This window comes from Ensifer sp. Root1252, assembly GCF_001425885.1.
GTDB classification, from domain to species: Bacteria; Pseudomonadota; Alphaproteobacteria; order Rhizobiales; family Rhizobiaceae; genus Ensifer; species Ensifer canadensis.
Window position 1 is genome coordinate 404370 of record NZ_LMDT01000001.1, and the last position, 15807, is coordinate 420176.

Genomic DNA, 15807 nt, shown 5'->3' on the forward strand with positions numbered 1-15807 from the left:
CCCGTTTTCATTGTTTGTCACTGCCAATCGAGGTGCCGAGCAGCGCCTCGACCGAGGCCATGGCGATGGCGACCAGTTCGCCTTCCCGAAACAGATCTCCCGCCAGGCACCCTTCGATCCACAGGCCGTCGACGAGGCCGTTGATCGCGATCGCGTAGGCGCGGCAGGTTTCCGCGTCGGCCGGTTTGTTCTTCACCGCCAAGAAATCGGCAAGCAGGTCCTGCAGCGTGTTGCGAAAGGTCAGGTAGCCGTCCCGGTGGATTTCGGCGAGGATCGGGTCGACGCGGACCTGGCTGATGAAAGCCGCCCAGAGCGAGATGCTGCGGCTGTCGGCGACCGGCTCGGTCAGGTTGATGGCGATGAAGTCCCTCAGCCGCGTTTCCGGGTCGCCTTCGACATGGGCGGCCTTGTCGGTCAGCGACGCGATCACCGCACGGTAGGCCTCGGCGACCATCTGGTCCTTCGATTCGAAATAGTGCCGGACCAGCCCAGCCGTCACCCCGGCGCGGATAGCGATCTGGCGCACTGTCGCACCCTTCAGGCCGAATTCGGCGATGCAATCGAGCGTCGCTTCGATCAGCTCCTGGCGGCGTTCTCCTTCAGGGGCCCGGTGAAACGCGCGACGATTCATGCCGTCATCCGTGCCATCATCCGCGCACGGGGGTCGGCGAACGGGTTCGTCAAATCCTTCGAGCGGAACGGATGCATGGGAGCTCCTTCAGGGAAAATCGGGCACGCGGCGGGCGATAAAAAAACGACGATACGTGTTATTATACGCTTGAACAATAGCGGCACAAGTGCAACCATGCCTGCCAACAAAGACCGTGACAAGCCAAAGATGCTGCACGGAAAGACGACAGGGGAACTGTTTCATGCCTTCACGGAAAGCTCGCAGAGCCATTGGATCGGCGCGTCGATGACGGATGCGGCCCAGGCAATCGCGGTCACTGACCTGCACAAGCGTTTCGGGCCATTGGAAGTGCTGAAGGGAGTTTCGCTCACAGCGAAACAGGGCGACGTCATCGCCATCATCGGCGGCAGCGGCTCCGGCAAGTCCACCTTCCTGCGCTGTATCAACATGCTGGAACTGCCGTCCGCCGGCACTGTCAGCGTACACGGCGAAAAGATCCGGATGAAACCGGACGGCCGCGGCGGACTTGTCCCGGAAGACCGAAAACAGGTCCAGCGCATCCGCAGCCAGCTCGGCATGGTCTTCCAGAGCTTCAATCTCTGGCAACACATGACAATCCTCGAAAACGTCATCGAGGCGCCGATCCATGTGCTCGGCAAACCGAAGGCCGAGGTGATCGCCACCGCCGAATCGCTGCTCAAGCGCGTCGGGCTCTATGAAAAACGCGATGCCTATCCGGCTTTCCTGTCGGGCGGTCAGCAGCAGCGTGCCGCCATCGCCCGCGCGCTCGCCATCCAGCCGCTGGTCATGCTCTTCGACGAACCGACCTCGGCGCTCGATCCTGAACTGGTCGGCGAAGTGCTCTCGGTGATCGGCGATCTCGCTCGCGAGAAGCGCACGATGATCCTCGTCACCCACGAGATGAAGTTCGCGCGCGACGTCGCCAATCACATCATCTTTCTGCACAACGGCGTCATCGAGGAACAGGGCTCGCCTGAGGCCATCTTCGGCGCGCCCAGATCCGAAAGGCTCAAGAAGTTCATCAGCTCCATTCACTGAATTCAACAATGCTCAACAACCAAAAAAGGGGAACAGCATGAAGAAGACATTGAAAGTCCTGGCGGTTGCGGCCGCCATCGCCGTCAGTGGCGGCATCGCCGCTTCGGCGGAAGCATTGAAGGTCGGCGTCGCCGCCGAGCCTTACCCGCCCTTCACTGCGCCGGATGCGAACGGCAACTGGGAAGGCTGGGAAGTCGAGTTCATGAAGGCCGTCTGTGCCGAGGCGAAGCTCGAATGCGTGCTGACCCCCGTCGCCTGGGACGGCATCATCCCGGCGCTGACCTCGAAGAAGATCGACATGATCATGAGTTCGATGTCGATCACCGACGAGCGGCTGAAGACGATCGACTTCTCCGACAAGTACTACAACACACCGACCGGCGTCATCGGCACCAAGGGCGTCGACTTCAAGCCGACGCCTGAAGGCCTTGCTGGCAAGACGATCGGTGTCCAGGTCTCGACCGTGCACCAGGCCTATGCCGCCAAGCATTTCGCCTCGGCCGGCATCGAGGTCAAGGAATACCAGACGCAGGACGAGGCCAACAACGATCTGGCCGCCGGACGCGTGGACGCGGTCCAGGCGGACGCGATCGCGCTCAAGGCCTTCCTTGCGACGGACCAGGGCAAGGAGTGCTGCGACTACAAGGGTGATGTGGCCGAGGACGTGGCCGTGATCGGCCCGGGCGTCGGCGTCGGCCTGCGCAAGGGCGAGACCGAACTCAAGGACAAGCTCAACACCGCGATCAAGGCGATCCGCGACAACGGCACCTACGACACGTTCTCGAAGACGTACTTCGACTTCGACATCTACGGCAAATAAGGCGCAACCGGCCGGCAGCCCTCGGGCTGCCGGCCGGTGCCTTCGGAGGTCGAAGACGCATGGCATCGGATTCTATCGTCAACTGGAGCCTGCTCGCACTGTCCGCACCCGGTTGGGGCGGCGTGCTGCTGCAGGGTTTCTTCAACTCGATCCAGATCGCCGTCGGCGGTTTTGCGCTCGGCATGGCGCTCGGCGTCGGCGGCGCCTTCGGCAAACTCTATGGCGGTCCGATCCTGCGTGACCTGCTCGAATGCTACACCACGGTCGTCAGGGCCGTGCCCGAGCTGGTGCTCATCCTTCTGCTCTACTACGCCGGCACCGATCTGTTGAACCAGTTGCTGGCGCTGTTCGGCATCGGCCCGGTCGACATCAGCGGCCTGATGGCCGGCATCTTCGTCATCGGCGTGGTTCAGGGCGCCTATTCGACCGAGGTGCTTCGCGGCGCGATCAAGGCGGTTCCGGCCGGGCAGATCGAAGCCGCCCGCGCCTATGGCATGTCGCCCCTGAAGGTGCTGCGGCGTGTCACCTTGCCGGCCATGCTGCCCTACGCCATCCCGGGCCTTTCCAATCTGTGGCTGATCGCCACCAAGGACACGGCGCTTCTGGCCGTCGTCGGCTTCAGCGAACTGACGCTCGTCACGCGCCAGGCGGCGGGCACGACCAAGGCCTATCTGTTGTTCTTCCTTGCGGCCGGCGCGCTCTATCTGGCGCTGACGCTCATCTCCAACATCTTCATCGGCATGCTGGAACGACATGCGAGGCGCGGTTTCGCGGAGCAGCGATGACGGATCAAACCACCCACGCCATCGCCTTCACGCCCGAGGACCTGCCGACCGCGCGCAGTTTCTTCCAGCCGCATCGCATCGTGATGATGCTGGTCTTTGCCGCGTTCGTCGTCACCGTCGCCGTCTTCATGCGCTGGGACTGGTTGCCGCGCTACCTGCCGCGTCTCGGCTGGGGCATTCTCATCAGCCTGGTGATGCTGTTCAGCACATCGATCCTCGGCTTCCTGCTCGCCGTACCGATCGGCCTGGCGCAGGTGACCGGCCCGTGGTTCTTCAAGTTGCCGGCAAAGGTGTTCTGCACCGTCATTCGCGGCACGCCGCTGCTCCTCCAGCTTTGGCTTCTCTATTACGGGCTCGGCTCGCTGTTCCCGCAGTTTCCTGCCATCCGCCAATCCTTTCTCTGGCCGTATCTGCGCGAAGCATGGCCCTATGGCGTCGCGGCGCTGACGATATCCTTCGCAGCCTACGAGGGCGAAGTGATGCGCGGCGCTTTTGCAGGCGTTCCCGCCGGCGAACTGGAAGCTGCCAAGGCCTATGGCATGAGCCGCTGGACGATGTTCCGCCGCATCTGGCTGCCGCGCGCCATCCACCGTGCCCTGCCGACGCTCAATGGCGAGGCAGTGCTGCAGCTGAAATCAACGCCGCTGGTGGCGACGATCACCGTCGTTGACGTCTACGCGGTGATTTCGAAGGTCCGCCAGGAAACGTTCCTGACCTACGAGCCGCTGCTGCTGCTCGCGCTCATCTACATGTGCCTCACCGGCATTCTGGTGGTGGCCTTCCGCACGTTCGAGAATCGCATACCAACCCGTGGTGCATGACATGAAGCTTTCCTCCTCCATCGACAACGCCATGCCGGACCTCGTCGCCATCCGGCACGATCTGCATGCCCACCCCGAACTCGGCCTGGAGGAGACGCGCACCTCCGCCTTCATCGCCCGGCACCTCGCCGAACTCGGCTACGAGGTGACGACGGGGCTTGCCAAGACCGGCGTCGTCGGGACGTTGCGCAATGGCAGCGGGTTACGTTCGATCGGCATTCGCGCCGATATCGATGCGCTTCCGATCCTTGAGGAAACCGGCCTCGGCTACGCCAGCAAGACACCGGGGCTGATGCATGCCTGCGGCCACGACGGCCACACGACGATGCTGCTCGGCGCGGCACGCGCCCTTGCCGAACGCCGCAATTTCGATGGCACCATTCACCTGATCTTCCAGCCGGCCGAGGAGAATTTCGGCGGCGCCAAGATCATGATGGACGAAGGGCTGTTTGAAAAATTCCCCTGCGACGCGGTCTTTGCGCTTCACAACGAACCGGGCCTGCCCTTCGGGCAGTTCGCTTTGCGCGAAGGGCCGATCATGGCGGCGGTCGACGAAGCGCGGATCACCGTGCACGGACGCGGCGGCCATGGTGCCGAACCGCAGGACACCGCCGACCCGATCGTCTGCGGCGCTTCGATCATCATGGCGCTGCAGTCGATCGTCTCGCGCAACATTCACCCGATGGATCCGTCCGTCGTCACCGTCGGCGCCTTCCATGCCGGCTCCGCCAGCAACATCATCCCGGAGCGCGCCGAGATCGTCGTCGGCATCCGGTCCTTCGACCCCGCCGTGCGCGACGAGCTGGAGCGCCGTATCCGCATGATCGCAGAGGCGCAAGCCGCAAGCTTCGGCATGCGCGCAACGGTCGACTATCTGCGCAGCTACGACGCGACCATCAACCACAAGGCAGAGACGGATTTTGTCCGCGATCTTGCCGTCCGCTTTGCCGGTGCCGACAAGGTGATCGATCTCGCCCGCCCGTTCATGGGCAGCGAGGACTTCGCCTACATGCTGCAGGAGCGGCCGGGGACTTACTTCTTCCTCGGCTCGAAAGTGAGCGGCGAGGAGAAGCCGCTCCATCATCCCGCCTACAACTTCAACGACGATCTTCTGCCCGTCGGCGCCGCCTTCTGGACGGAGCTTGCGGAAGCCTATCTGCCGACGCGCTGAAAACGGCGACACAACACCAAGCGCCCCCATGTGCTCGTGCCATCGATGACCGGCGCGCCCGCTCCCTTTTGCCGCAAGCGCGACATTGCCGCAGTGTGACAACGTGGCGGCCGGCCCATCATTGACCTTTGGCAATTTTGGCTCAGATTCAATCACATGCTGAAATTCGGGTGCAACCACAGGATTGGCCCGGCCCGAAAGGCACCGCGTAACGCCTTAGGTCGGAAACGATCCGAGGCCGAAAGTGCGCAGCAGACCAGAGAGCTGCAGTGAGCCTTGCGCGTCCAAATGGACACGCGGCGCTGCACGTCTGAAAGGATTGTGCCGTGTTTGAAAATTTCGATGCGACGATACTTGCCCGCATCCAGTTCGCCTTCACCGTCTCGTTCCACATCATCTTCCCCGCCTTTTCGATCGGGCTTGCGAGCTACCTTGCGGTGCTCGAAGCGTTGTGGCTGTGGAAGAAGGACGAGGTCTATCTCGAGCTCTTCAATTTCTGGAAGACGATCTTTGCCGTCGCCTTCGGCATGGGCGTCGTCTCCGGCATCGTCATGTCCTACCAGTTCGGCACCAACTGGAGCGTCTTTTCCGACAAGGCAGGGCCGATCATCGGGCCGCTGATGGGCTACGAGGTGTTGACCGCCTTCTTCCTCGAGGCGGGGTTCCTGGGCGTCATGCTCTTCGGCCTCAACCGCGTCGGCCCGAAACTGCATTTTCTGGCGACTGCCATGGTCGCGATCGGCACGCTGATCTCGGCCACCTGGATCCTTTCGGCAAATTCGTGGATGCAGACGCCGAGGGGCTTCGAGATCAATGCGGTCGGCCAGTTTGTGCCGGTCGATTGGTGGGCTATCGTCTTCAACCCGTCCTTTCCCTATCGCCTGGTGCACATGGTGCTTGCCGCCTATCTGACGACCGCCTTCGTCGTCGGCGCCTGCGGCGCCTGGCACCTCATCCGCAAGACGGCGCCGCGCCGGGCGCGAAAGATGTTCTCGATGGCGATGTGGATGGCGGCGATCGTTGCGCCGATCCAGATCTTTGCCGGCGACATGCACGGCCTCAACACGCTGGAACATCAACCGGCCAAGGTGATGGCGATGGAAGGCCACTACCAGAGCCACCCGGACGGCGCGCCGCTCATCCTCTTCGGCATTCCCAATTCCGCCGAAAAGCGCGTCGACTACGCCATCGACGTGCCGAAGCTGTCGAGCCTCATCCTCAAGCACGATCTCAATGCGCCGCTTGCCGGCCTCGACACCATTCCCGACGAACTGCATCCGCCTGTTGGTATCATCTTCTGGTCGTTCCGCGTCATGGTCGGCCTCGGCTTCGCCATGCTCGGTATCGGGCTGTGGAGCCTGTGGTGTCGGTATCGCGGCACGCTTGACAGCAATGCCTGGCTACACCGTGCAGCAGTCCTCATGGGCCCGGCCGGCTTCGTCGCCGTGCTTGCCGGTTGGATCACCACGGAGGTCGGCCGCCAGCCCTATACGGTCTACGGCCATCTGCTGACGGCAGACTCGGTCGCACCGATTGCGGCCCCTGCCGTCGGCGCTTCGCTGCTGGCCTTCATCATCGTCTACTTCTTCGTTTTCGGCGCAGGCACTTTCTACATCCTGCGGCTGATGGCGCGGCTGCCGCGTGATCCGACGCCGGATCTCGACGAGGGGCCGATCCGCACGGCCGGTGCCGCCCTCGCCAACCCCCATGGAGGTCATCATGGACATTGATCTGCCGCTGATTTGGGCCGGCATCATCGCCTTTGCGGTGCTCGCCTATGTCATCCTCGACGGGTTCGACCTCGGTGTCGGCATCCTTTTCCCGTTCTTTCCGCAAAAGCATGATCGCGACGTGATGATGAACTCGGTCGCACCCGTCTGGGACGGCAACGAGACCTGGCTCGTGCTGGGCGGTGGCGGCCTGATGGCGGTGTTCCCGCTCGCCTACGCCACCATCCTGCCGGCACTTTACGCGCCCATCATCGCCATGGTCATCGGCCTTATCTTCCGTGGCGTTGCCTTCGAATATCGCTGGCGCACCAAGCGGGCCGAGTATCTCTGGAACTGGGCCTTTGCCGGCGGCTCGATGCTCGCCGCATTTGCCCAAGGCATCACGCTGGGGGCGCTGGTTCAGGGCATTCCGGTTGAGAACCGGGCCTATACCGGCGGCTGGTGGGACTGGTTGACGCCATTCTCGATCATGACCGGCATCGCCGTCGTCGTCGGCTATGCACTGCTCGGCGCCACCTGGCTTGTCATGAAGACCCATGGGGATCTGGCGGAGCGGGCTCGCAGCCTTGCCCTCAAATGCTCGTTCGGCACAATCGCCGCCATGGGCATCGTCAGCCTGTGGACGCCCTTCCTCGAACCGCTCTATCTGCAGCGCTGGTTCGGCTGGCCGACGGCAATCTTCAGCATCATCGTGCCACTGCTGGTGCTCGGTTGCCTCTATCTTCTGATAACCGGCATCAGGACCCGTCATGACACCCGGCCGTTCCTTGCCGCGCTGGGGCTGTTCGTGCTCGGCTATGCCGGCATCGGCATCAGCTTCTTTCCCTATATCGTGCCGCCATCGCTGACGATCTGGGATGCGGCGGCACCTGACGCCAGCCTGTCGTTCCTGCTTGCCGGCGCGCTGGTGCTGGTGCCGATCATCCTTGCCTATACCGGCTACGCCTATTGGGTCTTCCGCGGCAAGATCGACCCGGAGGAGGGCTACCATTGAAAAGCGAAACGGGAACCGGTCGCAAGCTTCTGTGGTTTGTCGGCCTCTGGTGTGCGGGCGTGGTGACCGTCACCGTCGTCGGCCTGATAATCAAGCTGATGATCGGCACCTGATCATGATGGTTCGGTGACAGGGCATAAAGCCTCGCTCAAGCTTGGCGGGTTAGCTTTTCCCAACACGTCAGCAGGCGATCGCCGCGGACGGAGACAGGACCGCACCCTCCTCCCTCGCCAAGCGATCGCCTGCTGAGGTGACCACCAACCCGGTGGCACCTGGTGATTACGGTCCCGGTGTCACCTCGTGATCACCGTTCCGCTGACACTGGGACCGTGCGACCCTGTTGCCTCTTCTCAGATCCCCCGCCGTTTGTTAGCAGTGCGCCGCAAGAGCGCCGCGTGCCCCTGCGGGCGCAAGGCATCCCTGCCGCAACCGGACGAGACAGATGCAAAAGACCCCAGCCGAATGCACTGATATGGCCGATGTGCGCGCCGAGATCGATCGGCTCGATCAGGCGCTGATGGCGCTTTTCGCCGAGCGCTGGGGCTATATCGACCGCGCCGCAGAGATCAAGCGGCCGCTGAAGCTGAAGGCCGATATCCCGGCGCGGGTCATGGAAGTGCGCGAGAATGCCCGCAAGAATGCCGAGAGCCAGAACCTGGACCCGGATTTCTACGAGGAGATCTGGGCACGGCTGATCAACCACGCGATCGCGCATGAACAAAAGATACTGGGCGAAACGAGCGACGATCAAACGCCCTGATCGAGGGCCTCAGACCAATCGCATCTGCGGGCGTGGCAGGTCGTAGCTGTTCTTGCGTGAAAGATGCTCTTCCCAGGCGAAGGCGCTCTCTACGATCTGGTCAAGACTTGCATGGGCCGGCACCCATCCAAGCTTCAGCCGTGCGAGCGCGGGATCGGCAACGATGCGAGCGATATCGCCCGGTCGCCGCGGCCCATGCTTAACCGCAATGTCACGGCCAGAGATGCGCCTGATGGTGTCGATGACCTGCAACACCGAAAAACCCTCGCCGTAGCCGCAATTGCTGATCAACGGCTCGCCACCGGCCCTGAGATAGGCAAGCGCACGCATGTGGGCTTCGACGAGGTCGGCCACGTGGATGTAATCGCGGATGCCGGTGCCGTCGGGCGTGGAATAATCCGTGCCGTAGATATCGACCTTCGGCCGCTTGCCGAGCGCGGCTTCACAGGCGACCTTGATCAGATGGGTTGCGCCGGTCGTCGACTGACCTGTCCTACCCAGGGGATCGGCGCCGGCGACGTTGAAATAGCGCAGCGCCACATAGCTGAAATCGTGGGCTGCAGCGGCATCCCGCAGGATCAATTCGGCCATCAGCTTCGATAGCCCATAGGGGCTTTCGGGGTGGAGGGCTGTCGTCTCGCGCACGGGTTCCGCGCCGTCCTGGCTGCCATAGACGGCCGCCGTCGACGAGAAAACGAAACCGCCGATCCCCGCTTTCACGCCGGCCTCTATCAGCGTACGCGTGTTGCCGGTGTTGTTTTCGTAATAGGCAAGCGGGTTGGCAACCGATTCAGGAACGATCGCCGAACCGGCGAAATGCACGACCGCATCGATGCTGTTCTCGTCGAAGATGCGTGCCAGCAATACCTTGTCGCCGACATCGCCACGGTAGAAACGCGCCTCTGATGGCACGGCCCAGCGGAAACCGGTCGACAGTCGATCGAGCACGACCACATCCTCGTGGGCGTCGAGCAACGCCCACGTCATGTGGCTGCCGATATAGCCGGCACCGCCCGTTACCAACACAGCCATTTACTGCTTCCCGTTCCCTGGAACATAGGAGACAGCAAAACCCACAGATGCTTTCGGAATAGGTAAGGGCCGCACGTCTGCGCGGCCGCGGGACCACAATTCCTTGGTGTAGAGTTAAGAAATAGTCACGCCGAAAGGTCGGCGGGGCACTTACAGCGCCGCGCGTCAAATCTGACGCGCTAAGGACGCTGTAACATTCTAAACTTGCTGCATAATTTTTGCCTTAAATCTATCCTGATTTAAGGAATTATGCAGGAGCGCACGCCGACCTAAGCGATGGCGACCGTTACCGACCGAGAATGTAATTTTGCAGGCGGTGTGCCGCTTCCGCGACCTGCGCCGGATCACGCAGGAAGCAGGCGCGCATGAACAAGGAGCCGCCATCGCCGAATGCGGTTCCCGGCGCAAGGCCAACGCCTGTCTTGTCGACGATGTCGATCGCCGCAGCGCGCGAATCCGTGACGCCGTCGATCTTGAGGAACGTATAGATCGCACCGTCCGGCTTCAGCGTTTCGACCCGATTGGTGGCGATCAGCGCGTCGCACAAGAGGTCACGGCTCTGTGCGGCCTTGGCAATGTTGGCGTCGACGAAAGCATCGCCCTCTTCCAACGCCACGACGGCGCCGCGCTGCATGAACTGCGCCACGCCTGAGGTTGCATATTGCACCAGGTTTTCAAGCACCTGGCCGATTGCCGGCGGGGCGACGATCCAGCCGACGCGCCAACCGGTCATCGACCAGTTCTTGGAGAAGGAGTTGACGAAGATGATGCGCTCGTCGTCGTCCATCACATCAAGGAAAGAAGGCGCCCGGCCGCCTGCGTAGTGATAAAGCGCATAGATCTCGTCGGCGACGATCCAGAGGCCGTGCTTGCGCGCCAGCGCCAGAATGGCGCGAAGATCGTCATGGCTGGCGGTCCAGCCGGTCGGGTTGGACGGCGTGTTGATGAAGAGAGCCTTGGTCTTCGGACCGATTGCCGCTTCGAGCCGCTCGTGATCGAGCTGCCACGTGCCGTTTTCGAAGCGGAGCTCAACGGAGACGGGCTTGACGCCCGACAGCTCGGCAGCCGCGGCAAAATTCGGCCAAGCCGGGGTCAAAAGCACCATCTCGTCGCCCGGCGAGGTGATCGCCTCGATCGAAAGCTTGATTGCCTGCATGCCGGAGCCGGTGACATAGAAATGCTCCGGTGACAGGGTCTTCTGGAACCGGCGCTGGTAATAGCGCGACAGCGCTTCGCGCAGTGGCGGGATGCCGCGCTGCCAGGTGTAGAAGGTTTCTCCGGCGAGCAACGCTTCGCTGGCGGCCTCGGAAATGAAGGTCGGGGTCGAAAGATCGCCTTCGCCGACCCAGAGCGGGATCAGACCGTCGCGCCCACGGGCATAGTTCACGACCTCGACGATGCCGCTTTCCGGCGCCGAGAGTGCACGGGGACTGAGGGTGGTGATGATGGTCATCGACGGGCTCCTGGATCACGTTTTTGATTTGGTCGGGTTGGCTCGACCCAAATCAAAAACGTGATCGATTTTCATGAGTTAGAGCGGGATGCGGGCGGAAAACCGCCCACACTTTTCCTGATCCCGCTCCGGATCGCCCGTCGCTTCTAGCCGCTTTCGCAGCGGCGATCACGCGACTTTATCTGACCGGTTTATTGATTTCTGTGATGTTTCGCGGGCTTCGGTCGACGACGCCGGAGCCCGCGGGAAGAGGAAACTCAGGCGCGCTGCTTCAAGAGATCGCGGATTTCCGAAAGCAGCCGGACATCTTCCGGCGGCGGAGCGGCCGGCTCGGATTCCTTCTGCTTTTCGACCGATGCACGCACGCGGTTTACCGCTTTGATCATCAGGAAGATGATCCAAGCGAGGATCAGAAAGTTGATGAGGACAGTGATGAAGTTGCCATAGGCGAAGACGGCGCCCTGTTCACGGGCAGCGGCAAGAGACGTCGCCGTCACGTTGGCCGAGAGCGGCAGGAAGTAGTTGGAGAAGTCGAAACCGCCACCGGTGAGCGCACCGACAACGGGCATCACCAGGTCTTCGACGATCGACGTGACGATCTTGCTGAAAGCGGCGCCGATGATCACACCCACCGCGAGATCCATCACGTTCCCGCGGGCAACAAACTCTTTGAACTCATTCAGCATACGTCTCTCCGTATTATCCCCGTTGAAAGCGACCGCTGGCGCTGTCCCGCGCTGCAACCGTTTACGGAAACTAAACCAAAGCGGGCAGGGGGGAAACCATTCTTTGCCTTTGATCAAATCGTATGCAAGCGAGTTGCCCGATTGCGATCGCCCGCTGACGACACCGGCGGGCCGCGCGCTTTCTTCAACGCCGCCTTGAACTTAAGACTGATGCCGAGGCAATTCTCAACCTCTTGCAGTTGGCCTATGCTTGCCCCCGGAGGAATGAGGCATGCTCTCGGGTTCGGTCATCTTCGCCTCGGCCTTCGCCTATCTGCTGCTGCTTTTCGCAGTCGCAAGCTACGGCGACCGGCGGGCCAGGAAAAAAAGCACTGCGGTCAACGGCAGGCCGCTGGTCTATGCGCTGAGCCTTGCGATCTATTGCACGTCCTGGACCTATTTCGGCGGCATCGGCCTTGCGGCCGAGCGTGGCCTCGAGTTCACCGGCATCTATATCGGCCCGATCCTGATGTTCACGCTTGGCATGCCGCTGATCCGCAAGATCATCCGGCTTGCCAAGACCGAGAAGCTGACATCGGTCGCCGACTTCATCGCCGCCCGCCATGGCAAGAACCCGGCGGTGGCGGCGATCGTTGCGCTGATTTCGCTGGTGGGCGCCGTGCCCTATATTGCGCTGCAGCTGAAGGCGATCTCGAGCTCGGTCGCGGCGATGATCAACACCAGCGACTATGGCATCGGCGCCGGGCAAAGCTTCATCGACCTGCCGCTCCTCGTCACCCTGTTCCTCGCCTGCTTCGCCATCGTCTTCGGCACCCGCCATACGGATGCAACCGAACACCAGGACGGCCTGATCCTCGCGATCGCGATGGAATCGGTGGTCAAGCTGGTGGCGCTGATCACCGCCGGCCTCTACATCGTATTCGTGATTTTCGACGGGCCGACGCATCTGTGGACCCTCGCCCAGCAAAGCCCGGCGGTCGAAAAGGCGCTCTCCTACGAAACGCCGATCGCGCGCTGGATCCTGCTGATCATCACCTCGGCCTTTGCGATCATCATGCTGCCGCGGCAGTTTCATGTCACTGTCGTCGAGAACCGCACCGAAGGCGAGTTGCGCACCGCCGGCATTCTCTTTCCGCTCTACCTCGTCGCCATCAACCTTTTCGTTCTGCCGATCGCCATTGCCGGCATCCTGACCTTCTCGGGATCCGGCGACGCCGACCTCTACCTGCTGACGCTGCCGCTCGCCAACGGCCTGCCGCTATTGACGCTGATTACCTTCATCGGCGGTTTTTCGGCAGCGACGGCCATGGTCATCGTTGCCTCCGTGGCGCTGTCGATCATGATTTCCAACGACATCGTCATGCCAGTCTTCCTGCGCCGCAATCTCGGCCAGCGCGGCGGGCTGCAGGAAAATCTCGCGGGCACACTGCTCAATATTCGCCGCACGGCGATCTTCGTCGTGCTTTTGCTCGGCTATGCCTATTACCGTTCGGCCGATATCAGCGCCGGCCTCGCCTCGCTCGGGCTTCTCTCCTTCGTTGCCATTTCGCAGATGGCACCTTCTCTGCTCGGCGGCCTGGTCTGGCGTCAGGCCAATGCCCGCGGCGCCATCTGCGGCATGGTCTCGGGCTTCTTCGTCTGGGCCTATCTCCTGTTCCTGCCGAGCCTCGGCGGACCGGATAATTCGCATGTCGCAACGACGGTCCTCAGTTTCCTGCTACCCTTCACCGAGGTCTTTTCCGGCACTGACGCCGATCCTCTGGTCAACGCCACCGCGCTCAGCCTGCTCGTCAATCTGACCATGTACGTGCTCGCCTCGCTGACCCGGGCACCCAAGCCGCTCGAACGTTTTCAGGCGGGGGTCTTCATCACCCGGCGCTCGCGCAGCGAGAGGGCGTTTCGCGGCCGAAAGACCAAGATCACCGTCCGCGACCTCAAGGCGACGATCGCCCGCTATATGGGCGACGAGCGCATGCAGCGTTCGTTCCATACCTATGAGCGCCAGTCCGGCCGCTGGCTCGACGACAATGCGCCCGCCGACATGGCGCTGGTGCATTTTTCCGAGCAGCTGCTCGGCAGCGCCATCGGCTCGTCCTCGGCCCGCCTCGTGTTTTCGCTGGTGTTGCAACGGGTCGACGACACCTCGTCGGATACGGCCTGGCTGCTGGACCAGGCAAGCGAAGCGCTGCAGTACAATCAGGACATGCTGCAGACCGCGCTTTCGCAGATGGACCAGGGCATCGCCGTCTTCGACAACGCCAACAACTTGATCATCTGGAACCGGCGTTTCCGCCAGCTGCTCGACCTGCCGGAAGCCGCCGGCCAGGTGGGTTTCCCGCTTGCCGACATCGTCGCGATCCTCACCAAGCGGGGCGATATCCGCAAGGAGGACGAGAAGCGGCTGATCGCCAACTTCCTGACGCTCGACAAGCCATTCCTGATGGAGCTTGGAAACGGCCAGCAGATCATTGAAGTGCGCACCAACGCAATGCCCGACAAGGGTATCGTCACGACCTACACCGACATCACCCAGCGGGTCGCCGCCGACATGGCGCTGAAGCAGGCAAACGAGACGCTCGAGCTTCGGGTGGCCGAGCGCACCGGCGAACTGACCCGGGTGAACCACGAACTCGCCGAGGCTCGCGCCGCCGCCGAAGAGGCCAATATCGGCAAGACGCGCTTCTTTGCCGCCGCCGGCCACGACATCCTGCAGCCGCTCAACGCCGCCCGGCTCTACTCCTCCTCGCTGGTCGAACGCCTCGGGGAATCGGACAACAGCACGCTGGTGGAAAACATCGATTCCTCGCTGGAATCGGTAGAAGCCATTCTTGGTGCCGTTCTTGACATATCCCGCTTGGACACCGGCGCGATGAAGGCGCGCCTGCAGTCGGTCCCGCTCAACGACCTCTTGCGCCGGGTCGAGACGGATTTCGCGCCGATGGCACGGGCGAAAGACCTCGAGCTGGTGGTGATGCCGACGTCGCTGGTGGTGCGCACGGATCCGAACCTGCTCCGGCGCGTCGTGCAGAACCTGGTCTCGAACGCCGTCAAATACACGCTCCGAGGCAAGGTGCTCGTCGGCGTGCGCCGGCGCGGCAAGATGGCGACGATCGAAGTGCTGGATTCCGGCATCGGCATCCCGTCATCGAAGTTCCGCACCGTCTTCAAGGAGTTTGCGCGCCTCGACGAGGGCGCCCGCACCGCATCCGGGCTCGGCCTCGGGCTTTCGATCGTCGACCGGATTTCGCGGGTGCTTAACCATCCCGTCAGCCTGCAGTCCAAGCCCGGCAAGGGCACCGGTTTCAAGGTCACGGTGCCGCTCGATCCAACGGCGGGAGAACGGGTCGCCGTCCCGCCCGTGCCGACGACCAAGGCCAGCGAGGCGCTCAACGGCCTGCGCGTGCTCTGCATCGACAACGAGCCGCGCATCATCGAAGGCATGCGGGTGCTGCTATCGGGCTGGGGCTGCGTCGTCACGACGGCGGAATCGCTTAACGCCTGCACCGAGATGTCGACGTCCACGCAGGAGCGTCCGCACGCCATCATCGCCGACTACCATCTCGACGACGGCACCGGCATCGAGGCGATCGCGCGCATCCGGGCGCTGTTCGGCGACAACATACCGGCTTTGCTCGTCACCGCCGACCGGTCGCCGGAAGTGCGCGGCGCGGCGGAGCGCGACGGCGTCGGCCTGCAGAACAAGCCGGTGCGGCCAGCCGCCATGCGGGCATGGCTGACCCAGCTCTCGACGGCGGCAAAGACGGCTGCGGAATAGTCGCTAATGCGGTGTCGCGCATAAAGCGCGCTGCGTTCTTTTAGGAACGCTTTTCGAACTCAAAGCGCTGGTTCCGTCGCATGTCGCGAT

Annotated in this window: 13 protein-coding genes; 9 read left to right on the forward strand and 4 right to left on the reverse strand. The window is 62.6% G+C overall.

Annotated features, from left to right (window positions below; genetic code table 11):
* Positions 1–7: 7 nt before the first annotated feature.
* A complete protein-coding gene (locus ASD02_RS02025; RefSeq protein ID WP_025425855.1) occupies positions 8–631 on the reverse strand; it encodes a TetR family transcriptional regulator C-terminal domain-containing protein in 624 nt (207 codons plus the stop codon).
* A 285-nt stretch (positions 632–916) separates the two neighbouring features.
* On the opposite strand from ASD02_RS02025, the gene ASD02_RS02030 reads away from it, so the two are divergent.
* From ASD02_RS02030 to ASD02_RS02065, 8 genes are all read left to right on the forward strand, one after another.
* Positions 917–1690, forward strand: a complete 774-nt coding sequence (locus tag ASD02_RS02030; protein ID WP_025425854.1) for an ATP-binding cassette domain-containing protein — start codon at positions 917–919, stop codon at positions 1688–1690.
* A 37-nt stretch (positions 1691–1727) separates the two neighbouring features.
* The gene (locus tag ASD02_RS02035; protein WP_025425853.1) at positions 1728–2510 is read left to right on the forward strand and encodes a transporter substrate-binding domain-containing protein; all 783 of its coding nucleotides are present in this window, start codon (positions 1728–1730) and stop codon (positions 2508–2510) included.
* A 59-nt stretch (positions 2511–2569) separates the two neighbouring features.
* Complete coding sequence (locus tag ASD02_RS02040; RefSeq protein ID WP_025425852.1) at positions 2570–3295, forward strand: ABC transporter permease; 726 nt, start codon at positions 2570–2572, stop codon at positions 3293–3295.
* Positions 3292–4116 carry an ABC transporter permease gene (locus ASD02_RS02045; RefSeq protein WP_057204250.1) on the forward strand — a complete coding sequence of 275 codons (825 nt, stop codon included), beginning with the start codon at positions 3292–3294 and terminating at the stop codon, positions 4114–4116. The genes ASD02_RS02040 and ASD02_RS02045 overlap by 4 nt, the downstream gene beginning before the upstream one ends.
* Position 4117: 1 nt before the next feature.
* On the forward strand, positions 4118–5287 hold the full coding sequence (locus ASD02_RS02050) for a M20 aminoacylase family protein (RefSeq protein WP_025425850.1): 1170 nt from the start codon (positions 4118–4120) through the stop codon (positions 5285–5287).
* Between the two features lie 326 nt (positions 5288–5613).
* On the forward strand, positions 5614–7017 hold the full coding sequence (locus ASD02_RS02055) for a cytochrome ubiquinol oxidase subunit I (protein WP_025425849.1): 1404 nt from the start codon (positions 5614–5616) through the stop codon (positions 7015–7017).
* On the forward strand, positions 7007–8011 hold the full coding sequence (gene cydB / locus ASD02_RS02060; protein ID WP_025425848.1) for a cytochrome d ubiquinol oxidase subunit II: 1005 nt from the start codon (positions 7007–7009) through the stop codon (positions 8009–8011). The genes ASD02_RS02055 and cydB overlap by 11 nt, the downstream gene beginning before the upstream one ends.
* A 442-nt stretch (positions 8012–8453) precedes the next feature.
* The gene (locus ASD02_RS02065; RefSeq protein WP_025425846.1) at positions 8454–8771 is read left to right on the forward strand and encodes a chorismate mutase family protein; all 318 of its coding nucleotides are present in this window, start codon (positions 8454–8456) and stop codon (positions 8769–8771) included.
* A 9-nt stretch (positions 8772–8780) separates the two neighbouring features.
* On the opposite strand, the gene galE is transcribed toward ASD02_RS02065, so the two are convergent.
* The 3 genes from galE to mscL all read right to left on the reverse strand — a co-directional run bounded on the left by galE (position 8781) and on the right by mscL (position 11942).
* A complete protein-coding gene (galE, locus tag ASD02_RS02070) occupies positions 8781–9803 on the reverse strand; it encodes a UDP-glucose 4-epimerase GalE (protein WP_025425845.1) in 1023 nt (340 codons plus the stop codon).
* Positions 9804–10089: 286 nt separating this feature from the next.
* Positions 10090–11256: a pyridoxal phosphate-dependent aminotransferase gene (locus tag ASD02_RS02075; protein WP_025425844.1), complete on the reverse strand. Its 1167-nt coding sequence runs from the start codon at positions 11254–11256 to the stop codon at positions 10090–10092.
* Positions 11257–11513: 257 nt separating this feature from the next.
* Positions 11514–11942 (reverse strand): large conductance mechanosensitive channel protein MscL, encoded by a 429-nt coding sequence (mscL, locus tag ASD02_RS02080; RefSeq protein WP_025425843.1) that lies wholly within the window; start codon positions 11940–11942, stop codon positions 11514–11516.
* A gap of 271 nt (positions 11943–12213) precedes the next feature.
* Here mscL and ASD02_RS02085 point away from each other — a divergent pair, with 271 nt between their 5' ends.
* Positions 12214–15717 (forward strand): PAS domain-containing hybrid sensor histidine kinase/response regulator, encoded by a 3504-nt coding sequence (locus ASD02_RS02085; protein ID WP_057219959.1) that lies wholly within the window; start codon positions 12214–12216, stop codon positions 15715–15717.
* Positions 15718–15807: the final 90 nt, after the last annotated feature.